Below are 23,724 nucleotides of genomic sequence, written 5' to 3' on the forward strand. Positions count from 1 at the left end.
GCGCCTCAGCTCCGCCCCCCGCGCCTCAGCTCCGCGCGGCGCGCCGGGTCAGCGGGGTGAGCGCCCAGGTCGCCAGGGCCGGTACCAGGAAGGCGAACAGCGAGGCGGAGGTCCACTCCTGCGGGGTGAAGTGCAGCGCCTGCTGTGCCGAGGTCCAGAAGTCCGTCCACCAGGCGGCGACCGCGGTCGGCGCGATGAACTGGTAGACCGCGAAGCCCAGGGCCCACGGCAGCAGCATCAGCCAGCGCGACGGCGCCGTGTCGGAGAGGTCCCAGCCGTGCCGGCCGGCGCCGAGGAAGTAGTCCACCGCCAGCACCGCGAGCAGCGGGACGAACACCGAGCCGATCAGCCCGAGGAAGTTGTTGTAGGTGTCGGTGAACCTGTCGATCCGCAGCGCGAGGACGGTGGTCAGCACGCCGATCCCGCCGCTCAGCACCCGGCGGTCCACCCGCGGCAGCAGGTTCTGCAGCGACATCGCGGTCGAGTACACGTTGGCGAAGGACTGGTCGGTCTCCCGCACCACCAGCACCAGCAGGAACAGCCAGCCGGCCCAGACGCCGAGGAAGGAGTCGAACATCCGGCTCGGGTCGCCGTCGGACTGCAGCAGCGCCATCAGGCCGAGCACGTAGCACCAGACCTGGGCGACGGTGTAGCCGGAGAAGCTGCCCCAGAAGGCCGAGCGCGCGGTGCGGGAGTGCCGGGTGTAGTCGGCGGCCATCGGTACGAAGGAGATCGACACCGCGATCATCGCGTCGGTGGCGCCCAGGAAGCCGTGCCAGTTGCCCGCGCCCGGGTCGGGCACGCCCTGGCGGCCCAGCTGGACGGTGAAGTACACCATCGCGACGGCGACCGCACCGGCCACGAAGCGGCGCAGCACCGCGATCGCGCCCAGCGGCCAGATCGTCAGCGCGGTGGTCAGCGCGCCCGCGAGCAGCACGAACAGCCAGCGGTAGCCGCTCGTGTGGGCGACGGTCTGCGCGCCCGCCGTGATGGTCAGCAGCTCGAACACGCCCCAGCCGATGCACTGGACGATGTTCAGCACGGTCGGCAGGTAGGACAGCCGGGTGCCGAACAGTCCGCGCAGGTTGGCCATCGCGGGGGCACCGGTGCGGGCGCCGATCAGCGCGGCCACGCCGAGCATCGCGGTGCCGACGGCCGTACCGGTCACGATCGCGGTCACCGCGGCGGCCAGCGACAGCTCGCTGCCCTTCTCGCCGAGCACGGTGGCGGCGGTGGAGAAGCCGATCAGGCTGACGCCCAGGTTCATCCAGAGCGCGAAGTGGTCCCGGAAGCGCAGGGTGCGCGGCGGCTCGGTGTCCAGCACCAGCGGCGCCTCGACCCGTTCGGTGGCGGTGGCGGTGGCGGCGTTGGCCGGGTCCGTGTCCCGGCGCGCGTCCGGGCCCCCGGGACGATCAAGGAAATCCTTGGACGCGGAGGCGTTCGAAGAAGAGGATGGCGAAGCAGGCGGCATGGCCGATACTCCCTACGCCGGCATTACCCGGACAGGTTCCGGCGGTCAGCGCCCCCTCGACGGTCCGCCCGCTACTGCTTGGCGTACCGTCGACATGCGCACTCTCAGCCTGGTCGGTCCAAGCTCCCGCGTGTCAGTTGTGAGCGACAGGCTAACCGGCGAGGGTACGAACGCCAAGGCCACGGGTGGGCCGTCCGCATCGCGGAACGCCCGGACGGGGGGAGGGGAGTCCCTCGACCGCCGCCGCCGGCGCCGCCGTGGAAGCCGGCTCCGGCGCTGTCGTCGGCACCGGCTAAGGATTCTTATGAGTTCTTCAGAGGGGTCCTTACGGCAATCGAATCGATGGTGCGAAAAACTATGGTCCTTGGTTCTGTCAGCTATGGAGGTCGTCCGTGAGCACCGAGCGCGAGGTTGGGCCCACCGGGCCGCAGGGGGAGCAGCCCGCGGGTCCCCAGGAGGCGGCAGGGGCCGCTCCCGAAGGCACCGCTCAGGGAGGTCACAAGCCGACCATGGCGTTCGGTCGGGTCCCCGAGCCCGAGGCGAGGCCGGCGGCCGCCGATCCGGCTCCGGCCGACGCCGCCGAGGGCGGGCACCGGGCGACCATGGCGTTCAGCCGGGTCCCGGCGCCGGAGGCCGGGCCCGCGCCGACCGCAGCCGAGGGCGCCGCCCCCGAGGGCACCTCGGCCGAGGGCGGTCACAAGCCCACCATGGCCTTCACCAAGGTCCCCGCGCCCGAGGCCCCGGCGGCGCCCGCCGTCGACCCGGCCACCGGCTACGTCGACGCCCCGCCGCCCGTCCTGCCGCCCGCGCCGCCGGCCGCGGCCCCGGCGGCGTCGCCCGCGGCCCCGGTCGCTCCGGCCCTGCCGCCGGCTTCCAACCCGTACGCGACCCCCTCCCACGGCGTGCCCGCCGCCGGCGCGCACGAGCCGTACGGTGCCGGGCCCGGCGGTGCGCCGGCCCAGCACGGCCACCACCCGTTCGGCGCCGGCCAGCCGCTCGGCGGCTGGGGCGCCGGCCACGACGCCACCTCCGGCGGTGCGGGCTACCCGGGCGGCCCCGGCGGCCCGCTCGGCTACCCGGCCGACCACTCCGGTGGCCCCGGCGGCCCGCGCAGGAAGCGCGGCGGCCTGGTGGCCCTGCTCGCGGCGGTGGCACTGGTCGCCGGTGTGGCCGGCGGCGCGATCGGCGTGGTCGCCGCCGACCGCAACGACAGCAGCAGCTCGGCGAACGACCACCGCAGCACCACGGTCCAGGCCAGCAACACCCAGAAGAACGAGCCCGCCCCCGGGTCGATCGCCGCCATCGCGCAGAAGGCGCTGCCCAGCGTCGTCACCATCAAGGCGCAGGGCAGCACCGAGTCGGGCACCGGCACCGGCTTCGTCTTCGACACCGAGGGCCACATCCTCACCAACAACCACGTCGTCGCCCCGACCCTCGGCGGCGGCAAACTGACCGTCAAGTTCGCCGACGGCTCGTCGTACAGCGCCTCGGTGCTGGGCCACGCCGAGGGCTACGACGTCGCCGTGGTCAAGATCGACAACCCGCCGAAGGACAAGCTGGCCCCGCTGGCGCTGGCCGACTCCGACAAGGTCAACGTCGGCGACGCCACGATCGCGATCGGTGCGCCGTACGGCCTGGAGTCCACCGTCACCAGCGGCATCATCAGCGCCAAGGACCGCCCCGTCGCCTCGGGTGACGAGACCGGCTCGCAGGCCTCCTACATGAACGCCCTGCAGACCGACGCCTCGATCAACCCCGGCAACTCCGGCGGCCCGCTGCTCGACTCCAGCGGCGCGGTGATCGGCATCAACTCGGCGATCCAGTCCAACGCCTCCGCCAACGGCCGGGCCGGCAGCATCGGCCTGGGCTTCGCCATCCCGATCAACCAGGCGAAGTGGGTCGCGGACACCCTGATCAAGACCGGCAAGCCGGTCTACGCCAAGCTCGACGTGCTGCGCAACGACGACTACAAGGGCGACGGCGCGCAGATCCAGACCCGCGACATCCAGGGCCAGCCGGCCGTCACCCCCGGCGGCGCGGCCGACAAGGCCGGCCTCAAGCCGGGCGACGTGATCACCAAGCTCGGCGGCGCGCCGATCGAGAACGGTCCCGCCCTGGTCAGCCGGATCTGGACGCACAAGCCGGGCGAGACCGTCGACGTCGAGTACACCCGCAACGGCCAGACGTTCACCACCAAGGTCACCCTCGGCCAGCGGGACGGGGACCAGTGACCGGGGCGCGCGGAATCGTGTGCACCGAACCCCGCCGGACCCGTTAGGCTGACCTCCGCCTGGAGAGCTGCCCGAGCGGCCTAAGGGAACAGTCTTGAAAACTGTCGTGGCGTGACCCGTCACCGTGGGTTCGAATCCCACGCTCTCCGCCGGTAGGAGAACCACCTGCACAGGGCGGGTGCCGAGACCACTCGGCACCCGCCCTCGGTGTTTCCGGGGCCGGCTTCCGGGCGGGCCGAGGCCCACTTGCCCACCCCCTGCCCTCGGGGCAGAGTGCGGAGGGCGGGGGCGGGTGGGCGCGGAGCGGAGGCGGCGATGGGTGACCTGACGGACCGGCTGGCGCAGGGCCTCCCGGCGGAGGCCGTCGTGGTGGACCCCGGTGTGACCGCCGCCTACAGCCACGACATGGCCGGTTTCTGCGCCGCGGGCACGCCCGCGGTGGTGGTGTTCCCGGAGACGGTGGAGCAGGTGCAGCACGTGCTGCGCACGGCGACCGAGCTGCGGGTGCCGGTGGTGCCCCAGGGGGCGCGGACCGGGCTGTCGGGGGCGGCGAACGCGGTGGACGGCTGCGTCGTGCTGTCCCTGGTGAAGCTGAACCGGATCCTGGAGATCGACCCGGTGAACCGGATCGCGGTGGTGGAGCCCGGTGTGGTGAACGCCGAACTGTCGCGTGCGGTGGGGGAGTTCGGGCTGTACTACCCGCCGGACCCGTCCAGCTGGGAGTCCTGCACGATTGGCGGCAACATCGGCACCGGCGCGGGCGGCCTCTGCTGCGTGAAGTACGGGGTCACCGCCGAGTACGTGCTCGGGCTGGACGTGGTGCTGGCGGACGGGCGGCTGCTCTCCACCGGGCGCCGGACGGCCAAGGGCGTGGCCGGGTACGACCTCACCCGGCTGCTGGTCGGCTCGGAGGGCACCCTCGGGGTCGTGGTGCGGGCGGTGCTGGCGCTGCGGCCCGCGCCGGCTCCGCAGTTGGCGTTGGCGGCGGAGTTCCCGAGCGCGGACGCGGCCGGGGCGGCGGTGTGCGAGGTGATGGCGCGCGGACTGACCCCGTCGCTGATGGAGCTGATGGACGCGGTCTCGGTGCGGGCCGTCAACGAAATGGGGCGGATGGGTCTGCCGGAGTCGACCCGGGCGCTGCTGCTGGTGGCCTTCGACGGGCCGGACCGGGAGGCGGAGCTGGCGAGGGCGGCCGCACTGTGCCGGGAGGCCGGGGCGACCGAGGTGGTGCCGGCCCAGGACCAGGCGGAGTCGGACCTGCTGCTGGCGGCCCGGCGGCTGGCGCTGCCCGCGATGGACCGGCTGGGCACCACGATGATCGACGACGTGGCGGTGCCGCGTTCCCGGTTGGCCGAGATGCTGAACGGCGTCGCCGAGATCGCCGGACGGCACGACCTGACCATCGGGGTGGTCAGCCACGCCGGGGACGGGAACACCCATCCGATCGTGATCTTCGACGCCGCGGACGCGGAGCAGGCGGTCCGGGCCCAGCGCTCCTTCGACGAGATCATGGCGCTCGGGCTGGAGCTGGGCGGCACGATCACCGGTGAGCACGGCGTCGGGCTGCTCAAGCGGGAGTGGCTGGCGCGTGAGCTGGGGCCGGTCGCCCTGGACCTCCAGCGGCAGGTGAAGGCGGTCTTCGACCCGCTGGGAATCCTCAATCCGGGTAAGATGGTCTGATTTTCAAAACCCCTGGAGAATGTCACTGGATGGGCCATTTTTCCCGTCTTTTCCATATGACTTTCGGATCGTCTGTGAATGGCTGAAAAGTCGACATGGAAGGGTGGTCGAACTTTTCGGGGGCGCGTTCACGTCCGGACTGCGCCGGGGTGGTGCGACCGGCGACTCCGGTGACGTGGGGGGCGCCGCTTCGCGCAGGTCGCCGATCGGCCGTCGTTCAGGCGACATCGCAGGTCGGGAGCGGTGTGTCGGCGGCCCGTCCGGATCCGAGGCCGGTATTCGCGGCCCGAGTGGATATCACGCGAAAGGGCGAAAAACGCGGCGTCGGCTAGTGCTTTGTCGATTTGTTGCGGAAGTCTGGCTTCCGGCGTCGCAGCCACCGGGCGTTCGTCTGGCCGGCGAACTCCCGCAGCTCGTGCTCCGATTGCACGATGAACAGTTTCTTGGAGGTGCACATGGCTTGCAAACACACCCGTCGGGTGTGCGGCCTTCTGCTCGCCGCCCCATTGGCGGCCGGCCTGCTGCTGGCGGGTGCCGGCGCCGCGGCCGCCGACGACGGCGCGGGTGCTGCGGGCGGCTCCAACGCCGGCGTGGTGTCCAACAGCGGCACGGGCAACGTGTTCGGCGGGGTCGACGGCAACTACGTCTCCACCCAGCAGACGGCGACCGGCGCCGGTGCTTCGAACCAGGCCAACACCCTCGCGGCGAAGGACAACGCGGGCAACGTCCTGGCCGGTCAGGGCAACAAGAACATCAACGTCATCTTCGCGCCGGTCCCCCACTGACCGCCCCGGGCACCACCGACGGCGGGGGCGCCGGAGGTGGACGACCGCGGGTGGACCGACCACCCGTGGAAGGGCCCGGAGCAGTCCCCGGGTGGTTTCCGCCCGGGTGCGGATCGGACAGGGCGCATGGACCGGCAAGCGGAAAGGGTCGCCGCGAAACCGGACTCGTGGGCGGTGCCGCCATCGGCACCGCCCACGAGCGCGTCCGGTGCCCGGCGCCGTCACCGAGGGCCCGCGCCGGGAGCCGTCGGCCCACGGCGGTACGGTTGCGCTCCGACAGCGCACCACGTGCCCGGGCCCGGAACGGACCGGCCCGGCCGGCGCGACGACCGCGGCAACCGGAAGGAAGGGCGCGCGATGGCGGCGGAGGACGAGGACCTGACCGGTGCGGACGGGGCCGGGTCGGCACCCGAGCCCGAAGCCGAGGCATGCCCCGCGCCGCCGGACGAGCACCGGCCCGAGCCGAGGTCCGTCCCCGAGCTGCTGCTCGGCCGCCCGCCGATGGCCCGCCCGCTGCCCTCCTTCGACCACGAGGCCGCCCCCGCCGAGCCCGGCCCGCTGTTCGTGGAGTGGCTCGCCACCGCCCTGGACGCCGGGGTGCTGGACCCGCAGGCCTTCACCCTCTCGACCGTCGACGCGGACGGCGTGCCGGACGCCCGGGTGCTGGTGCTGCGCGACGTCGACGCGGCCGGTACCGGCTGGAACTTCTCCGCCGCCGCCGACAGCCCCAAGGGCCGTCAGCTCGCCGACCACCCGGCCGCCGCGCTGTCCGTCTACTGGCCGCAGCTGGGCCGCCAGGTGCGGGTCCGCGGCACCGTCGAGCGGGCGGCCGACCTGGTCGCCGCCGCGGAGTTCGCCACCCGCTCCCCCGCCGCCCGGGTCGGCGCGCTGGTCGGACGGCAGAGCGAGCCGCTGGGCGCGCTCACCGAGTACGACGAGGCGGTGGCGGTGGCCCGCCGCCGGCTGGAGGCCACCCCGGACGCCGTCGCGGCCGGGCACGCGGTCTACACCCTGTGGGCGCACGAGGTGGAGTTCTGGCAGGGCGACCCGCAGCGCCGGCACGTCCGGCTGCGCTACACCCGCACCGGCCCGGTCCGCAGCCCGGAGTGGTCGCGCACGCTGCTCTGGCCGTAGCGCCCCCTGGCGGCCGGGGCGTCCCGGCCGCCGCGCGCCCCAGCGGCAGCGCACCCCGGCCGTGGCGTTCCCGGTGCGGCGCTCCCCCGCCCGTAGCGTTCCCGGCCGTGCCGCTCCCCCGTGCGGCGCTCCCGGCCGGGGGCCGCGCGCCCGTAGCGCCCGGGACGCGGCCCCCGCGCGGGGCCCTACCGCCGCCCGGTCAGCGTGGCCCCCACGCTGGCCGCGACCACGCAACCGATTCCGGCCAACTGCGCGGCACCCAGCAGCTGGCCGAGCACCACCAGCCCGACCAGCGCGCTGACCGCCGGCTCCAGGCTGACCAGCACGCTGAACACCCGCTGGGGCATCCGGCGCAGGGCCGTCATCTCCAGCGCGTACGGGATCACCGGCAGCAGCAGCGACACCCCGGCCGCCGCGGCGAGCAGTGCCAGAGGCGAGGCGCCGGGCGCGGTCAGCCCGTTCCAGGCCTGGCCGAGCCCGAACGGCGCCAGCGTCAGCGCGCCGACCGTCATCGACACCGCCAGGCCCTGGAAGCCCTGGAAGGTGGCGCCGACCTTGTCGGTGAACAGGATGTAGGCCGCGTAGCAGGCCGCCGCCCCGAAGGCGTACAGCAGGCCGACCGGGTCGAGCGAGCCGCCGCCGGAGCCCTCGCCGAGCAGGGTCAGCAGCGCCACCCCGGCCGCCGCGAGCAGTGCCCAGAGCAGGTGGCCGGCGCGCCGGGCGAAGACCAGGGCGACGGCGAGCGGGCCGAGGAACTCGATGGTCGCGGCGGTGCCCATCGGCAGCCGGTCGATCGCCCCGGCGAACAGGAAGGTCATTCCGGCCGAGGCCACGCCGAGCAGCGCGGCCGCGGCGAGGTCGCGCGGGCGCTTGTCGCGCAGCCTGGGCCGGGTGACGGCGAGCAGGATGACCGCCGCGAAGGCCAGCCGCAGGAACGTCGTGCCGCTGACCCCGAGCGGGCCGAAGAGCGGCTTGGACAGCGCGATGCCGGTCTGCACCAGGAACATCGCGGTCAGACAGAGAAGCGGCGCCGGGATTCTCTCCGGGCGCCGCAGGACCTTGCCGAACCGGCCGGTGGACCGGCCGGCCCCCGTTCCGGGGGGTGCTGCGGAGCCGGGCTCCCCGCCTCGTCGCCAGCTGCCCCGCTCGCCGGCCGGCTCGCCCTTGGGGGCGGGCGGCATGGCAAGGGCCTCGGCGACGGCGGCGGCCGAGGTCGGGGCAGCAGTTTCGCTGGTACGGGAGACGGGCATGCTGACGAGTTTGCCGTAAGGACTGACAAACGGGCAAGCTCGTTACCAGAATCGGGACGGATGCGGACGGGTGCGCCCGAAAGGGTGGACGCCGGCGGGGCCCGCGGCGTGGTTGGCGCATTCGTCCGATGGTCCGTCAGTATCAAGGCCGGATGCGCTACATCCGCCCGGCGGCCCTCCTCGCCGCCTCCCTCGTGTTCCTGCTGGCCACCGACGGGACGGGCGTGAACGCCGAGGCCTCCGCCCGAGCCTCCGCCCGGGCCGCTGCCCCGCGGATCCGTGCCGTCACCCTCCCCGACCGGTCCGGTCCGCCCCCGGGCCGCGACGACTGGAGCGGCACGGCCTTCGACGCCTGCAGCGCTCCCGCGCTCGACACCTTGCGGGCCTGGCGCGCGGGCTCCCCGTACCGGGCGCTCGGCGTCTACGTCAGCGGTTCCCAGCGCGGCTGCGCCCAGCCCCGGCTCACCGCCGACTGGATCCGCCAGGCGCGCGCCATGGGCTGGCGGTTCCTGCCGGTGCACGTCGGGCTCCAGGCGCCGTGCGCCGACCCCGCCCGCAGGCCCAAGCGGATCGACCGGGCGAACGCCGTCCGGCAGGGCCGGGACGAAGCCGCCGAGGCGGTGGGTGCGATGCGATCGCTCGGCCTCGGCAAGGGCAGCCCGGTGTACCTGGACATCGAGTCCTACCCGATGCGGGACCCCGCCTGCGGCCAGGCCGTGGTCGACTTCGCCCTCGGCTGGACCGAGGCCCTGCACCGGGCCGGCTACCGCTCCGGCTACTACTCCAGCCTCGACTCCGGCATCGCCGACCTGGTCGCCGCCGCCCGGGCCGGCAGCTCCCCGCTCCCCGACGCCGTCTGGTACGCCCACTGGGACGACCGCGCCGACACGGTGGGCTCCGGCCCGCTCGTCCCCGACCTCTGGGGCGCCCACCAGCGCGTCCACCAGTACCGCGGCAACGTCCAGGAGAGCTACGCCGGAGCCGCCCTCACCGTCGACCGCAACCAGGTCGACGGTCCGGCCGCCGGTTGAGCCCCCGTCGATAGGGTGTCCCCCTCGACCAGCACGAGGGGGCGTAATGACGAACGGCCAGGAGAGCGGCGGAGCGCCCGGGTACGGCGCGGCCCCGCAGCAGAACCCGTACGGGCAGGGCGCGCACGCACCGAACCCGTACGCCCAGCCCGTTCCACCGCAGCAGCCGTACGGTCGCCCGGCCGCCGCGTCGAACCCCTACGCCCAGCCGGCCGCTGACCCCCAGCCGGTCCCGTACCCCCGGCCGGTCCCCCCGCAGCAGCCGGACGCCGCCCGACGGCCCGACCCCGCCGCCCGGTTCGAGGCCGCGCCGCAGCCGGGCGGCTTCCCCGGCCCGGCGCCGCGCCGCAACCGCGCCGCCGTGCTGCTCCAGTTCCTCCTGCAGTGGATCTACGCCCCGCTCTGGATCCTCGGCCTGGTGGCCGTCTTCGTCGTGCTGATCCTCGCCGACTACAGCGGCGGCGGCCCCGACTCCGACGGCTGGGTCCGGGTCAACCGCAGCTTCATCCCGCCGCGCCGCCTCCGCGCCGAGCTCACCGGCCGCCCCGAGGACTGGGAGCGCTACGTCACCCCGCTGCTCGAGCGCCGCATCGCCGCCGCGGAGGCGACCCACGCCGCCGGCGGCGGGACGGTGCAGCCCGATCTCGGCCGCGAGGTGTCGGTCGGACTCGCCGTGCGCCTCTACCGGGGCCTCGGCGCGGACGGCGTGGTCCGGATCGCCGAGCGGTTCGGCTGGCAGGGCGTGCCGAACGGCACCGACGCCGAGCAGGTCCGGCTCGTCCGCCGCTTCCCGGCCCCGGCCGCCCTCGCGGCCCCCTCCCCGCAGGATCCGCCCGCCGCACCGGGCACGCCCTGGGGCCCGCAGCCCACCCGCTTCGCGCTGCTGCTGCCGGTCGTCTTCCTGCTCCAGATCGTCTACGTCCCGGTGTACGGCCTGCTCACCTTCTGGGTGAACCACCCCGAGCCCGACCGCTGGGAGCGCTGGGGCGCCCGCTGGACGGTCGGCCCGCGCGCCTTCAAGGCCGAGTTCACCAACAGCCCTGCCGCCTGGGACCGGCACATCCGCCGCATCCTCAAGCGCGACGCCACCCGCGAACTGGCCCGCCCCGCCGACGGCTACGGGCCCCTCCTCGCCCCCGACGGCACCTTCCTGCGCCGGATCACGCTCCACCGCGCCACCTACTGCGGCGCCGGCGCCCACCGCGCGCTGCGCATCGCGGCCGAGGAGGGCTGGGTCCTCGACCCCGCCTACGCCCCCGACCCGGTCAACTCGCTCCGGCTCTGCCGCGCCGACCACCGCTGAGCCGCCCCGACCGCCGCTGAGCCGCGCCCGCCGGCGAGCGGGAGAAACCGGGCGAATCAGTGATCCGTTCAACGGCTTCGGGATGCTGACAGCGGACGGGCGGGGCGGCACAATCGGGCACGTCCGCGCGCATTACCCCCGGGTAGGGGCGCCGCAGGAGCCGCCAGTGCCGCCAGGTCGAGGAGGACCCGTGTTCAGCACGATGCAGGACGTACCGCTCACCGTCGCCCGGATCCTCGAGCACGGGTCCACGATCCACGCCCGCTCCACCGTCACCACCTGGGACGGCGCCGGCCCGGTCGTCCGCAGCTACGCCGAGGTGGGCGCCCGCGCCGCGCAGCTCGCGCACGCGCTGCGCGACGAGCTCGGGGTGACGGGCGACGACCGGGTCGCGACCCTGATGTGGAACAACGCGGAGCACCTGGAGGCGTACCTCGCCGTCCCCGCGATGGGGGCGGTGCTGCACACGCTCAACCTGCGGCTGCCCGGCGCCCAGCTGTCCTTCATCGTCAACCACGCCGCGGACCGCGTGATCATCGTCAACGGCAGCGTCCTCCCGCTGCTCGCCGCCGTGCTCCCGGAGCTGGCGCCCACGCTCAAGCACGTCGTGGTGGCCGGCCCCGGCGACCGCTCGCTGCTGGCGGGCTTCGCGGGCGGCGTGCACGACTACGAGGAGCTGATCGCGGACCGGCCGGTCGACTACCCCTGGCAGCAGGACATCGACGAGCGCCAGGCGGCCGTGCTCTGCTACACCTCCGGCACCACCGGGGACCCGAAGGGCGTGCTCTACAGCCACCGCTCGATCTACCTGCACTGCATGCAGGTCAACACCGGCGACAACTTCGCCTTCACCCCGCGCGACACCGCGCTGCCGGTGGTCCCGATGTTCCACGTGAACGCCTGGGGCATCCCGCACGCCGCCTTCATGTCCGGTGCCAACCTGCTCATGCCGGATCGTTTCCTCCAGCCCAAGCCGATGGCCGAGATGATCGCCGCAGTGCGGCCCACCGTCAGCGCCGCCGTCCCCACCATCTGGAGCGGCCTGCTGGACGAGCTGGACGCCGGTGACTACGACACCTCCAGCCTGCGGATGGTGGTCATCGGCGGCAGCGCCTGCCCGCCGTCGCTGATGAAGGCCTTCGACGAGCGCCACGGCATCCGGGTGCTGCACGCCTGGGGCATGACCGAGACCTCCCCGCTCGGCTCCTTCGCCCAGCCGCCGGGCGGCCTCACGCCCGAGGAGGAATGGCCGTACCGGATCACCCAGGGGCTCTTCCCGGCCTCCGTCGAGGCCCGGCTGATCGGCCCGGGCGGCGAGCGCATGCCGCACGACGGCGTCTCGGCCGGCGAGCTGGAGGTGCGCGGCCCCTGGATCGCCGGGGCGTACTACGGCGGCGCCGGGCAGGACCCGATCCGCCCGGACGACAAGTTCTCCGAGGACGGCTGGCTGCGCACCGGCGACGTGGGCACCATCACCGCCGACGGCTACCTGACCCTCACCGACCGGGCCAAGGACGTCATCAAGTCCGGCGGCGAGTGGATCTCCTCGGTCGACCTGGAGAACCAGCTGATGGCCCACCCCGAGGTGGCGGAGGCCGCCGTGGTCGCCGTCCCGGACGAGAAGTGGGGCGAGCGCCCGCTGGCCACCGTCGTGCTGCGCCCGGGCGCGACCGCCGGGCTGCCGGAGCTGCGGACCTTCCTGGCCGAGCGGATCGCCTCCTGGCAGCTGCCGGAGCGCTGGGCGATCGTCGAGTCGGTGCCGAAGACCTCGGTCGGCAAGTTCGACAAGAAGGTGATCCGGGCCGAGTACGCGGCCGGCGCGCTGGACGTCACGGTGCTCGGCAAGTAGCGGCGCACCGCCGGGGCCGGCCGACCCGACCGGGGGGCCGGCCCTCGGCGTACCCGGGCTCAGCCCGCCGCCACCGGGGTGGCCGGCCCTCGGCGTGCCCGGGCTCAGCCCGCGGCGGCGACGCCCGCCTCGCCCATCGCGCCGATCCGCCCGAGCAGGTCGACGATCCGGGACTGGACGTCCTCGGTGGTGGAGCGCTCGGCGAGGAACAGCACCGTCTCGCCGGTGCGCAGCCGGGGCAGTTCGCGCGGATCGAGGTCCACCGAGGTGTAGACCACCAGTGGCGTGCGGTGCAGCCGGTCGTTGGCGCGCAGCCAGTCCAGCAGGCCGACCCGGCGGCGGCGGATCTGGAACAGGTCCATCACCACCAGGTTGGGCTGGACGCTGGCGGCGCGGGCCACGGCGTCGTTCTCGTCCGTCGCGTGCTCGACGTGCATGCCCCGCCGCTCCAGGCTGCTGATCATGGCGGCGGCGATGTCCGGGTCGCCCTCGACCAGCAGGACGCGCGGGGCGTGGTGCTCGCCGTCGCGCGGGGCGAGGGCGCGCAGCAGCACGGCCGGGTCGGCCCCGTACGCGGCGTCCCGGGTGGCCTGGCCGAGACCGGCGGTGACCAGCACCGGGACGCGGTTGTCGAGCGCGGCGGTGCGCAGCGACTGCAGGGCGGTGCGGGTGATCGGGCCGGTCAGCGGGTCGACGAAGAGCGCCGCGGGGAAGCCGGTGACCTGGGCGGCCACCTCCTCGCGGGAGCGGACGATCACCGGCTGGTAGCCGCGGGAGCGGAGGGCCTGGTTGGTGGCCGGGTCGGGCTCGGGCCACACCAGCAGCCGCCGCGCGTTGGCCAGCTCACCGGTGCCGGACTGCGGCTGCTCCGCCCCGGACGGCCCGGCGGCCGGCAGCTCCGCCATCGGACGCGGCGCGGTCCGCGCCTCTGCGGGCACCGGCGGCTGCGGTGGTACGGGGGCCACCGGCGCGGCGCCGAGCGGGCGCGGCGGGGTGAGCTCGGCCAGGCCGCTGCCCACCGGCTGCGGGGCGCCCGGCTCTTCGGCCGCGGGCAGGGCGGAGCGGGCGGGCTCCAGTGCGCTGCCGGGGCCCGCGGCGCCCGCGGAGTCCTGGTCGCCCGCGTTCTCCGGGGCGGGGCCGGGCGGTACCGAGAGCCGCCGGCGGCGGCCGGTCGGCGGGGCGGCCGGCTCGGGTGCGGCGGGTGCCGGGCCGATGGGCAGGGCGTGCTCCAGACCCGGGTAGACGGGGGTGTCGGCCACCCCGGGCAGCGCGAACCCGCCCGAGGAGTCCTCGGCGGAGGGCAGGGCGCGGCGCCGGCGCGGCTTGCCCGCAGCGCCGTCCTCGGCGGGGCCGGAACCGGGAGCGGCGGGGTCCGGCGGCGCGGCGGCGTCGGAGGGCGCGGGGCCGAGCGCGAGCGGCTCACGGCCGGCGGGCCGGTTCTGCTGGGGGCGTGCGCCCTCGACGGGCACGGCGTAGGCGGGCCCGGAACTGCCGTCGTCGTTGCCCCACGGGTCGCTCTGCGCCCCGTCCGGGCCGGCCAGGCCCTGGCGGCCGTACGCGGGGTCCTTGCCCGTGCCGTTCCACTGCTCGGGGACGGCCCGCTCGATCCGGGCGGGGGCGTTCGGCCACTGGTCGGCGGGGGCCGCGGGGGCGGTGCCGGCCGCAGGGACGGGGGGAGGCGGCGGAACCGGGGGAGCGGCGGGAGCGGTGGGGGCCTGCTCCGCGGCGGCGGGCCGGCCGCGGCGGCCGCGGCGCTCGACCGGGGGTTCCTCGGCGGGTGCCGGCTCCGGCTCCGGGGACCCGGCGCCGGGCTGCCCGGCCGCCGGGGCGGCTGCCGCCTCGCCGCTGCTGGGCAGCTGGGGGATGCCGGGGAGCTCGGGCAGGACGGCGCTGTCGCCCTCCTTGGGCCGGTCGGAGCGGCCCTCGGCGGCCGCGCGCTCGGCGGCGGCCTTCGCGGCGGCCGGGTCCAACGGCAGCTCGACCACGTACGTCGTCCCGGACTTGCCGGGCAGCTCGTGCGGCTGGAGCACGCCACCGTGGCGCTCGACCACCGCGCGGGCTATCGGCAGGTGGACGGGGCTGCCGCCGATGCCGGGGCCGCGGATCTCGACCCGGGCGACGTCGCCGCGCTGGGCGGCGGCGAGCACCACGGTCGGCGGTTCGGGGGCGGCGCTCGGCGCGGCGGGGCCGCCCAGCCCCGGGGCGCCCAGTCCGGGCACGGGCATCCCGGCGCCGGCCAGACCGGGTACGGCCAGGCCGGGCGAGGAGGCGGTGGGGGCGTCCAGCGACAGCCCGATGCCGCTGACGTCGGCGACCAGGTGGGCCAGCGCCTGGGCGAGCCGCCGCTCGTCGGCGATCACCTCGACGGCGGCGGCGTGCACGGAGAACCGCACCCGGCCCGGGCCGACCAGCCCGCCGGCCTCCTCGACGGCCCGGCGGACCACCGCGTCCAGGCCGACCGGCACCCGCTTCGCGGCCTTCCGTCCGTCCTTGCGGTCCTCGGCGTCCCCGCCGTCCTTGTCCGCTCTGGCGTTCCTGGTCTCCGCCGGGCCGTTCTCGCCGGCCTCGGAGCGCTGGTGCTCGAGGACGCCGTCGATCAGCTTCCCGAACCGCCGGCACTCCTCGGCGAGCCGGCGCAGGGTCCAGTTGGCCTCCGGCCAGAGCTGTCCGGCCGGATCGGCGGCGAGCGCGTCCAGCCGCTGGTTCAGCGCGGTCAGCGCGCCGCCGAGCTCGCTCTCCAGGACGGCGGTGAGGTGCTCGTTGCGGGCGATGAGGGCGAGCTCGCGGCTGCGGTCGGTGAAGGTCATCACCGCTCCGACCAGCTGGTCGCCGTCCCGGACGGGAGCGGTGGTGAGGTCGACGGTGACCGGACGGCCGTCCTTGCGCCACAGCACGGTGCCCCGCACCCGGTGCTTTCGCCCGGAGGTCAGGGTGTCCAGCAGCGCCGACTCCTCCAGGGCCAGCGGGGTGCCGTCGGCCCGGGAGTGCTGGATCAGCGGGTGCAGCTCACGGCCGCCCAGCTCGCTCGCCCGGTACTCCAGGATGTGCGCGGCCGCGGGGTTGACCAGGACGCAGCGGCCTTCGAGGTCCACGCCGAGCACGCCCTCGGCGGCGGCCCGCAGGATCATCTCGGTCTGCTTGTGCTGGCGGCGCAGCTCGGCCTCGACGCCGAGCCGGCCGGAGAGGTCGCGGACCAGCAGCAGGAGCAGGTCGGAGGAGGACGGCGAGCGCGAGCCCTCGCGGTACGGGTCGTACGGGGCGAGCGGGGAGCGCGTGTACCCGTCCTCGTCGGCGAAGTCGTTGCCGGACACCTCGACCGGGAAGGTGGTGCCGTCGGTGCGGTGGGCGGTCATCCGGACCGGGCGGTCCAGGGCGTCGCCGTCGCGGGTGGCCGGGCGCATCGAGCCGGGGATCCGGCTGGGGTCGAACTCGGGCAGCAGGCCCAGGACGCCCATGCCGACCAGTGAGGTGCCCGGCGCCTGCAGCGCCTGGACGGCCGCGCTGTTGGCGTCCACGACGGTGCCGTTGCTGTTCACCAGCAACAACGCGTCGGGCAGGGCGTCGAGTATGGCGGCGAGGCGAGCAGCGCCTCGGATCGGCCTGCTGCTCACGTCGACAGGTCTCCTCGGCTCAGGGCAGCTCCTCCGGAGTCGGCAGTATCTCATTCTTCTTTGCGACGGGGACGACCCGCCTAGTAACGTTGGCGGTGGTTGGTGCCGGACCCCAGGGTTGTGGCATCATCACTGACACACGGAACGGGTCCGCTCGCGCGGGCATGGTCCCTGTGGGGAGGCTTCGCCTAGTCCGGTCTATGGCGCCGCACTGCTAATGCGGTTTCGGGGTTATTCCTGATCGAGGGTTCAAATCCCTCAGCCTCCGCAGCACGGGAGCCCCGTCGACGATCTTGTCGGCGGGGCTCCTCGCATGTCCGGGGGTGGATCCCCGGCCGCCCGGGGAGGGCGGGGCCGGGGTCGGATCAACCGATTTCGTCCTGCGTCGCAGGTCATGTAATGTTGTCCCCGCAACGCCCCGGAGGCACGGTTCGCCGGGGCGAGCGCTCATAGCTCAACGGATAGAGCACTTGACTACGGATCAAGAGGTTGCAGGTTCGAATCCTGCTGAGCGCACCAACCTCCGCAAGATCGGGTTCGCCCGTTCCTTGCGCTCATAGCTCAACGGATAGAGCACTTGACTACGGATCAAGAGGTTGCAGGTTCGAATCCTGCTGAGCGCACCAGCGAGAAGCCCCCGGCCGACGGCCGGGGGCTTCTGCCGTTTCCGGCCCGTGCCCGGCGGTGATCGCGGCGGACGGCCCGGTCCGGCCCGGTCGACCCGCTTCCTCGTGCGGGGCCCGGGTCCGCTCCCCTGCCGGGGCCTCCTCCGCACCCGTCCCGCCCTGCCGCCCGGGCGGCCCGCCGAACGGGTGGGACACGGCCAGGGGGCGCAGGTGTCGCCCTCCGGCCGCGCCGGGATCGTGATTCCTTTTTGTCGGATCTTGTGCTCGGGCCGCTCGCCGCCCGGTAGCCGACCGCGAAGGAGAGCCGGATGAGCCGACGGTTTCCCCGCACAGCTGTCGCCCTGGCCGTCCTCGCGGCCGGGCTGCTGACCGGTCCGAACGCCCCGGCCGCCCCGGCCCGGCAGTCCCCTGACTCCTGGTCGCCGGAGCACCGGGCGGTCCTGCCGTCCGGTCTCTCCGTCCAGTTCGACTTCGCCGCCGCGCCCGGCACGGCCGTCACCGCCGAACCCGGCCGCCTGGCGGAGCGCGCCGGAGGGGCCGGCTCCGGCGGAACGTACGCGGACGGCATCGGTCCGGGGGAGCCGGCGCAGACCTTCACCCCCGCCCCGGGCCGTCCGCAGACCGATGGCTCCTGGCGCACCGTCGGCACCCTCCGGCTGAGCTTCTCCCGGCCGGTCCGCAATCCCCGGCTCCACCTCAGCGGACTGGCCGCGGTCGCCTCCGGCGAATCCGGCACCACCGGCACCGCGGCCCGGCTGACCCTCACCGGCGGCTCACCCGCCGCGCCCACCCTGGTCGGCCGCACCGGCTGGAACGGCTGGACGGTCGACGGCAACTCCCTCGCCCCCGGCGGCGCCGACGGATCCACCGACGGCGCGGCCGGCACCGCGGCGGAGGGCACCCTGGAACTCGCCGGGACCTTCCGCACGGCGGTGTTCCGGGTCGAGCAGCGCTCCACCTCGCGGGCCGGGAGCACCACCGCCGCTCCGGTCCTGCGCCAGGCCTACACCGTCACCGTCGACGAGTTCCTCGGGACGGCGCCGCAGGCCTACGGCAACGCCTCGCACGTGGTCTCCGACCTCTTCCTGGGCACCGACGCCACCACCGGGCCCCGGCGCGACCGCGCCCCCGGCCGGACCGCCGCCCCCGCGGCGGAGGACGGACCGCTGGTCCAGCTCGACCACGGCGCCGCCCGGCGGGCCACCCCGTTCGCCAGTCCCTACGGGCCGCCGCCGGCCAAGCCGCAGCCCGGTCGCGGTGAGTACCAGGGCCCCGACCCGTCGATCGGCTTCCCCGCCGAGGCCGCGATCGGCCACTACTACCGGGTCACCGTCCCCGTCGCGGTGGGCGACCAGCCCGCCACCCTGGCCGGCTGGATCGACTTCGGCCACAGCGGCCGGTTCGACCCCGTCGACCGGGTGCAGACCGAGGTCCCGGCCGGCGCCCGCACCGCGACCCTGGAATGGACCGTCCCGGCCGGCGCGGCCCCCGGCGAGACCTGGGCCCGGCTGCGGATCGGCCGCGACACCAGTCAGCTCGTCCCCTCCGGCGGCTTCGCCGACTCCGGCGAGGTCTCCGACCAGCGGATCAAGCTGACCGTCGGCGCGGCGCGGCCCGAGATCGCCGAGCCGGTCGACGGCGCCGTGCTGGCCGACGCCCGGCCGCAGATCCGCGGCGCGGGCGCGGTGGCCGGCGCCTCCGTCGAGATCCGGGAGGGCGAGGACGCGCTCTGCAGAGCCCGGGTCGAGCGCGGCGGCGACTGGTCCTGCCGCCCGGGGAGCGCGCTCCCCGCGGGACCGCACAGCCTCACCCCGGTGGAGACCACCAGCGGGGGAGTGGTGCTGCGCGGTGAGGCCGTCAAGATCACCGTGAAGACGGCCCCGCCGGCCGCGCCGGTGCTCACCCTGCCGGCCTACACCAACGACCCGGGGCTGCAGCTCACCGGCACCGGCGAGGCGGGCAGCACGGTCTCGGTCACCGACCGCTCCGGCTCCGCCGACCTGTGCAGCAGCGCGGTCCGCGCGGACGGCGGGTGGTCCTGCCTGCCGGTCGAGAACCTGGCGGACGGGAGCCACCAGCTCACCCCGGCCGCGGTCGACGCGGCGGGGAACCGGACGGTCGGGCAGGCGGTCACCCTGGTGGTCGACACCGTGCCGCCGGACAAGCCGACGCTCACCGTGCCGGGCGCGGGCGACGTGCTGAAGCTCAGCCGGCCGACGTTCGCCGGGCGTGCCGAGCCGGCCGCGAACGTGCTGGTCACGGCACGGGTGGGGGCCGCCGGCCCGGGCGACCGCACGGTGCTCTGCGGGGCCGCGGTGGCGCTGGACGGGAGCTGGACCTGTACGGCCAACCGGGACCTGGGGGACGGCGAGCAGTGGCTGACCGTCACGGCGACCGACCGGGCGGGGAACGGGACGTCGGCGGACCCGGTCCGGGTGCGCGTCGCCGCCGCGGCCCCGACCCCGGCGGCGTCGAGCCCAGCGACGCCGAGTGCGGCGGTGCCGAGCCCAGCGACGCCGAGCGCGACGGCGTCGAGCCCTGCGACGGGCCCGGCGGCGACGGCCGCTCCGGCAACGCCCGTACCGGACAAGCCGGTTGTGGCGAGCGGGGGCGCGAGTGCGACGACGCCCACGGCCACGGCCACGCTCGCGCCCACCGCCACCACCACCGCCCCCTCGGGCGCGACGGCGGGCGCTCCCGGGCCGGGCCCGCTGGCGAGCGGCGGCCCGTCGGTGGAAGGCGCCGGTCAGGACGAGTCCGGCTCCGGCCGGTCCGGTGCGCGGCCGCTGCCCGCACCGCCGGCCGGGGCGACGGTGGCGGAGGCCGAGCAGACCGCGGGCCGTCACCGGGAGACCGGCCGGCACGGGGTGCTCGCCGGGGTACTGCTGTTGTTCGCCGGAATCGGGCTGATCACCCGTCGGGTGTTCGCCCGCGGGCCCGGCTCCCGACGGCGCTGACCTGCGCCGACACCGTACCGACCATCCGTTCATCCGTTCATGTGCCTGCGCGTCAGGTCGGCTTCGGACGATACGTCAGTAAATGTCGACACACCTCGACTCAAATGTCGCATTTGATGACGTATGAACTTAGCCTGATTTTGGCACTGCCCGTCAGATCCGGGCCGCCCGTTGCGCGACACACCGACCCAGAGGATCCGTGCATGGACGTCACCCGCGACTCTTCGCAGCGACCGGAGAACCTGACCGAGGAGCTCCCTCCGGTCTTGCCGGAACGTTTCGCCTCGGGCTCCAGCCCGCTGGCCAAGGTCTCGACCGTCAAGGCCGCCCCCCAGGCCCCGGTGGCCCCGGTGGCCCCCAGGACAGCCAGGACCCCCCAGGCCGCCACGGCCACCGCGGCCGCCACGACGCCTCCGCCCGCCGACAGCGGACCGGCCACCACCCCGTTGACCGTCGTCCCCGGACCGTCCCCCGCCGGCGCGGGCGACCTGCGGGATCCGCTGGAGAAGCCCGCCTCGGAAGCCACCGACCGCCCGGGCGGCGCCGCCGGTGCTCCGACCGCGGCCACCCCGCGCCGCCCCCCGCGCGCCGACCAGGCGCTGCGCGAGCACCCCGCCCCCGCGCTGCCCGGCTGGGTCGCCCTGCTGGTGGTGCTCCTGGGCCTGGCCTCGGTGGGCTACGTGCTGCTGCGCACGGGGGTGCTCCCGCACTGGGACGCGCTGCCCGAGCTGCGTGACCGGGCCGTCAGGGAGAGCGGCCGGGCCCGGGTCGACGTCCGGGCGGTGGCCGCGGTCACGGCGGCCGGCCTGCTGGTCGTGTGCGCACTCGCCGGCCTGCTGGCGAACGCGGGCGGCGAGACCCGGGTGCTGACCCGCTGGGGCCGCTACCGGGGCACGGTGCGCAGGACCGGGCTGGTCTGGGTCAATCCGCTGCTGCGCCGCCGCCGGGTTGACGTGCGGCTGCGGCACTGGCGCAGCGAGCCGGTCAAGGTGGTCGACCGCACCGGGACGCCGATCGTGGTCCGGCTGCTGATCGTCTGGCGGGTCAAGGACACCGCGCGGGCGCTGCTGGCGATCGAGGACCACGAGAGCTACCTGCGCGCCCAGGTCCAGGCGGTGCTCACCCGCACCGCGTCCACCCTGCCGTGCGACAGCAACGCGGCGCCCGGCCCCGCGCTGCGCGACGGTCAGTGGTTCGCCGACGAGATGACCCGTGCGCTGGCCGCCGAGGTCGCCCCGGCCGGCCTGGAGGTCTACTCCGCGCAGCCGCTGGCGCTGGACTACGCGCCCGAGGTCGCCGAGTCGATGCGCCGCCGTCGAGTGGCCGACCTGGACGCGGGTCTGCGGACCGTGCTGGTCGACGACGCGGTGGAGGCGGCGGCGCTGGCCGTCCGCCGGCTGGAGCGCGCGACGGCGCACCAACTGGACGAGGCCGCCCGCAGCGCGCTGATGGAGCAGCTGCTGGTCGCCTTCGTCGCCCCGGCCGGAGTGGCCGCCTCGGTACCGCCCCCGGCCGCCCGGGCCGGGCGGAAGGAAGGACGACCCGCATGAGGATAGCCACCGGCGCGTACGCCGAGCCCGGTTCCGACCCCGACGCGGACTCCGGTCTGATCGGTTTCGAGGAGCGCCTCGGCAGCATTCCCGCGGTGGCGGGCTGCGGCTGCCCGAACTGCGCGGCCCGGCCGCGCACCGCCCGCCCGGCGTCGGCGTCCGGTGGAGGGCGAGTGAACCGCGTCGTGCGGAGCACCTGCCTGGCCACCACCGTGCTCGCGGGCGCCGGCGTGGTCGGCCTGACGGTCGGTGCCGGGTCCGCCCAGGCCGCGGCCGGCCGGCAGGGCTGGGACGGTTCGAAGTACTGGTTCAGGAACGGCGCCGGTGAGTGGCGCTGGACCAGCCGCTACGACGTCTACGCCAGTCGCACCGGGAAGCCCGGTGGCCCCGGGAAGTCCGCAGGCGCCGCGAAGTCCGGTGGCCCCGGGAAGTCCGCTGCCACCGGGAGCTCCGGCGGTGCCGGTGGGTCCGGCGCGGAGGCCGTCTCCAACGGCCCGGCCTCCTCCTGGGGACCGCGCCAGGGCTGGGACGGTTCGAAGTACTGGTTCAGGAACGGCGCCGGTGAGTGGCGCTGGACCAGCCACTACGACGTCTACCTCAGCCGCACCGGGAAGTCCGGTGACCCCGGGAAGTCCGCCGGCGACACGGCCTCCTCCGGGAGCCAGGCCTCCTCCGGCGACACGGCGGCCCCCGGCAGCAAGGCCTCCTCCGGACGCACGGAGGCGGCGGTCGACTACGCGCTGGCCCAGCTCGGCAAGCCCTATGTCTGGGGCGGTGACGGCCCGTCCGGCTACGACTGCTCCGGGCTGGTCCAGCAGGCCTACCTGCGCAGCGGGATAAACCTTCCGCGGGTGGCCGACGACCAGTACGCGGCGACCACGCCGATCGGCTCCGGGCAGCTGCGCCGCGGGGACCTGGTGTTCTGGTCGGACAGCGGCCGGGCCTCGGGGATCCACCACGTGGGGATCTACCTGGGCGACGGCACCTTCGTGGAGGCGCCCCGGCCGGGCCGGACCGTCCGGATATCGGCGCTCACCTCCGGCTACTACCCCACCCACTTCGGCCGGCCCTGACCCAGGCCGGACCCGGCCCTGACCCGGGCCGGACCCGGCCCTGACCGCCGTGACCGGCCCTGACCGGCCCGGGCCCGGCCGCGGCCGGTGGGCAGCACCGGGCCCCGACGGCGGAGCGCCGTCGGGGCCCGGTCGTGTGCTCAGTCGGAGCCCGGTCGGGCTCACCCGCTGCTCACCCGCTGCTCATCCGGGCGCTCACTCGGAGGCGGCGTCCAGCAGGGCGGTCTGCTCGGCGGTGAGCTCCAGCCCGGTCGCGGCCAGCAGCGGGGGCAGCTGGTCGAGGGTGCGGGCGCTGGCGATCGGGGCGGCGACGGTCGGACGGGCGGCGAGCCAGGCCAGCGCCACACTGGCCGGGGCGACGCCGTGCTCGGCGGCGACCGTGTCCAGCGCCTCCAGCACCTTCGGGCCGCGCGGCTCGTCCAGGTAGCGGGCGGCGCCCTCGGCGCGGGCGCTGTCCACCTCCGGACCGCCGGGGCGGTACTTGCCGGTCAGGAAGCCCGAGGCGAGCGCGTAGTACGGGACGGTCGCGAGGCCGTGCTCGGCGACCACGTCGGCCAGCGGGCCCTCGAAGGTTCCACGGGAAACCAGGTTGTAGTGCGGCTGCACCGCGACGTACTTGGCCAAGCCCTCGCGCTCGGCGAAGGCCAGTGCCTCGGCCAGCCGTTCGGCGGAGATGTTGGAGGCGGCGACGGCCCGGACCTTGCCCTCGCGGACCAGCTCGTCCAGTGCGGTGACGAATTCCTCCACCGGGGTGTCGTCGTCCCGGTGGGTGTAGTACAGGTCGATCCGCTCCACGCCCAGGCGGCGCAGCGAGCCCTCCGCGGCGGCCTTGATGGTGGCCGCCCCCAGCCCCCGCGCCTCGGGGTGCATGCCGGCCTTGGTGGCGATCACCACGTCGTCGCGGTTGCCGCGGCTGCGCAGCCAGTTGCCGATGACGGTCTCGGACTCGCCGCCGGTGTTGCCCGGGGCCCACGCGGAGTAGACGTCGGCGGTGTCGACGAAGTTGCCGCCGGCGGCCGCGTAGGCGTCGAGGACGGCGAACGACTGCTGCTCGTCGGCCGTCCAGCCGAAGACGTTGCCGCCGAGGGCGAGGGGATAGACGGACAGGTCGGAGGTGCCGAGCGGGACTCGGCTGGGGTTTCCGGTCATGCCCGCAGTCAACCCGAAGGCGGG

General features: G+C 75.2%; 14 protein-coding genes, 4 tRNA genes and 1 riboswitch. Of the genes, 14 read left to right on the forward strand and 4 right to left on the reverse strand.

The annotated features are described in order from the left end of the window. Window positions 1-25 precede the first annotated feature (25 nt). The gene (locus ACGF07_RS10490; protein ID WP_392897191.1) at window positions 26-1,471 is read right to left on the reverse strand and encodes a purine-cytosine permease family protein; all 1,446 of its coding nucleotides are present in this window, start codon (window positions 1,469-1,471) and stop codon (window positions 26-28) included. Next, window positions 1,464-1,611: riboswitch (TPP riboswitch) on the reverse strand. It overlaps the preceding gene by 8 nt. 369 nt (window positions 1,612-1,980) lie before the next feature. Between ACGF07_RS10490 and ACGF07_RS10495 the strand changes: the two genes are divergently transcribed. The 5 genes from ACGF07_RS10495 to ACGF07_RS10515 all read left to right on the forward strand — a co-directional run bounded on the left by ACGF07_RS10495 (window position 1,981) and on the right by ACGF07_RS10515 (window position 7,301). Continuing rightward, a complete protein-coding gene (locus ACGF07_RS10495; RefSeq protein WP_392897193.1) occupies window positions 1,981-3,702 on the forward strand; it encodes a S1C family serine protease in 1,722 nt (573 codons plus the stop codon). Between the two features lie 61 nt (window positions 3,703-3,763). Continuing rightward, window positions 3,764-3,851: transfer RNA gene (locus ACGF07_RS10500), tRNA-Ser, on the forward strand. A 166-nt stretch (window positions 3,852-4,017) separates the two neighbouring features. Then, window positions 4,018-5,382, forward strand: coding sequence for an FAD-binding oxidoreductase (locus ACGF07_RS10505; RefSeq protein WP_392897195.1), 1,365 nt, complete (start codon window positions 4,018-4,020; stop codon window positions 5,380-5,382). 431 nt (window positions 5,383-5,813) lie between these two features. Beyond that, entirely contained in the window at window positions 5,814-6,167 is a 354-nt protein-coding gene (locus tag ACGF07_RS10510; protein WP_392897197.1) for a hypothetical protein, read from the forward strand. Between the two features lie 357 nt (window positions 6,168-6,524). Then, window positions 6,525-7,301 (forward strand): pyridoxal 5'-phosphate synthase, encoded by a 777-nt coding sequence (locus tag ACGF07_RS10515; protein ID WP_350748173.1) that lies wholly within the window; start codon window positions 6,525-6,527, stop codon window positions 7,299-7,301. A 185-nt stretch (window positions 7,302-7,486) separates the two neighbouring features. Here ACGF07_RS10515 and ACGF07_RS10520 read toward each other — a convergent pair whose 3' ends face one another. Then, window positions 7,487-8,551 carry a DMT family transporter gene (locus tag ACGF07_RS10520; protein ID WP_392897199.1) on the reverse strand — a complete coding sequence of 355 codons (1,065 nt, stop codon included), beginning with the start codon at window positions 8,549-8,551 and terminating at the stop codon, window positions 7,487-7,489. Window positions 8,552-8,703: 152 nt separating this feature from the next. On the opposite strand from ACGF07_RS10520, the gene ACGF07_RS10525 reads away from it, so the two are divergent. From ACGF07_RS10525 to ACGF07_RS10535, 3 genes are all read left to right on the forward strand, one after another. Continuing rightward, window positions 8,704-9,582: a DUF1906 domain-containing protein gene (locus ACGF07_RS10525; RefSeq protein WP_392897201.1), complete on the forward strand. Its 879-nt coding sequence runs from the start codon at window positions 8,704-8,706 to the stop codon at window positions 9,580-9,582. Between the two features lie 46 nt (window positions 9,583-9,628). Then, window positions 9,629-10,885, forward strand: coding sequence for a hypothetical protein (locus tag ACGF07_RS10530; protein ID WP_392897202.1), 1,257 nt, complete (start codon window positions 9,629-9,631; stop codon window positions 10,883-10,885). Between the two features lie 190 nt (window positions 10,886-11,075). Beyond that, window positions 11,076-12,734 (forward strand): long-chain fatty acid--CoA ligase, encoded by a 1,659-nt coding sequence (locus ACGF07_RS10535; protein WP_392897204.1) that lies wholly within the window; start codon window positions 11,076-11,078, stop codon window positions 12,732-12,734. A 104-nt stretch (window positions 12,735-12,838) separates the two neighbouring features. Here the strand turns inward: ACGF07_RS10535 and ACGF07_RS10540 are convergent, their stop codons facing one another. Further along, the gene (locus ACGF07_RS10540; RefSeq protein ID WP_392897206.1) at window positions 12,839-16,345 is read right to left on the reverse strand and encodes a PAS domain-containing protein; all 3,507 of its coding nucleotides are present in this window, start codon (window positions 16,343-16,345) and stop codon (window positions 12,839-12,841) included. Window positions 16,346-16,522: 177 nt separating this feature from the next. On the opposite strand from ACGF07_RS10540, the gene ACGF07_RS10545 reads away from it, so the two are divergent. From ACGF07_RS10545 to ACGF07_RS10570, 6 genes are all read left to right on the forward strand, one after another. Then, a tRNA-Ser gene (locus tag ACGF07_RS10545) sits at window positions 16,523-16,613 on the forward strand. Window positions 16,614-16,788: 175 nt separating this feature from the next. Further along, window positions 16,789-16,864: transfer RNA gene (locus tag ACGF07_RS10550), tRNA-Arg, on the forward strand. A 31-nt stretch (window positions 16,865-16,895) separates the two neighbouring features. Continuing rightward, a tRNA-Arg gene (locus ACGF07_RS10555) sits at window positions 16,896-16,971 on the forward strand. A 308-nt stretch (window positions 16,972-17,279) separates the two neighbouring features. Continuing rightward, window positions 17,280-19,928: an Ig-like domain-containing protein gene (locus ACGF07_RS10560; RefSeq protein WP_392897208.1), complete on the forward strand. Its 2,649-nt coding sequence runs from the start codon at window positions 17,280-17,282 to the stop codon at window positions 19,926-19,928. Window positions 19,929-20,194: 266 nt separating this feature from the next. Continuing rightward, window positions 20,195-21,478 carry an SPFH domain-containing protein gene (locus ACGF07_RS10565; protein ID WP_392897209.1) on the forward strand — a complete coding sequence of 428 codons (1,284 nt, stop codon included), beginning with the start codon at window positions 20,195-20,197 and terminating at the stop codon, window positions 21,476-21,478. Beyond that, on the forward strand, window positions 21,475-22,551 hold the full coding sequence (locus ACGF07_RS10570) for a C40 family peptidase (protein WP_392897211.1): 1,077 nt from the start codon (window positions 21,475-21,477) through the stop codon (window positions 22,549-22,551). The genes ACGF07_RS10565 and ACGF07_RS10570 overlap by 4 nt, the downstream gene beginning before the upstream one ends. Window positions 22,552-22,746: 195 nt before the next feature. Here the strand turns inward: ACGF07_RS10570 and ACGF07_RS10575 are convergent, their stop codons facing one another. Then, on the reverse strand, window positions 22,747-23,700 hold the full coding sequence (locus tag ACGF07_RS10575) for an aldo/keto reductase (protein WP_392897213.1): 954 nt from the start codon (window positions 23,698-23,700) through the stop codon (window positions 22,747-22,749). Window positions 23,701-23,724 lie beyond the last annotated feature (24 nt).

Origin of the sequence: Kitasatospora sp. NPDC048194 (assembly GCF_043202455.1) — a bacterium.
In the GTDB taxonomy this organism is placed as follows: Bacteria; Actinomycetota; Actinomycetes; order Streptomycetales; family Streptomycetaceae; genus Kitasatospora.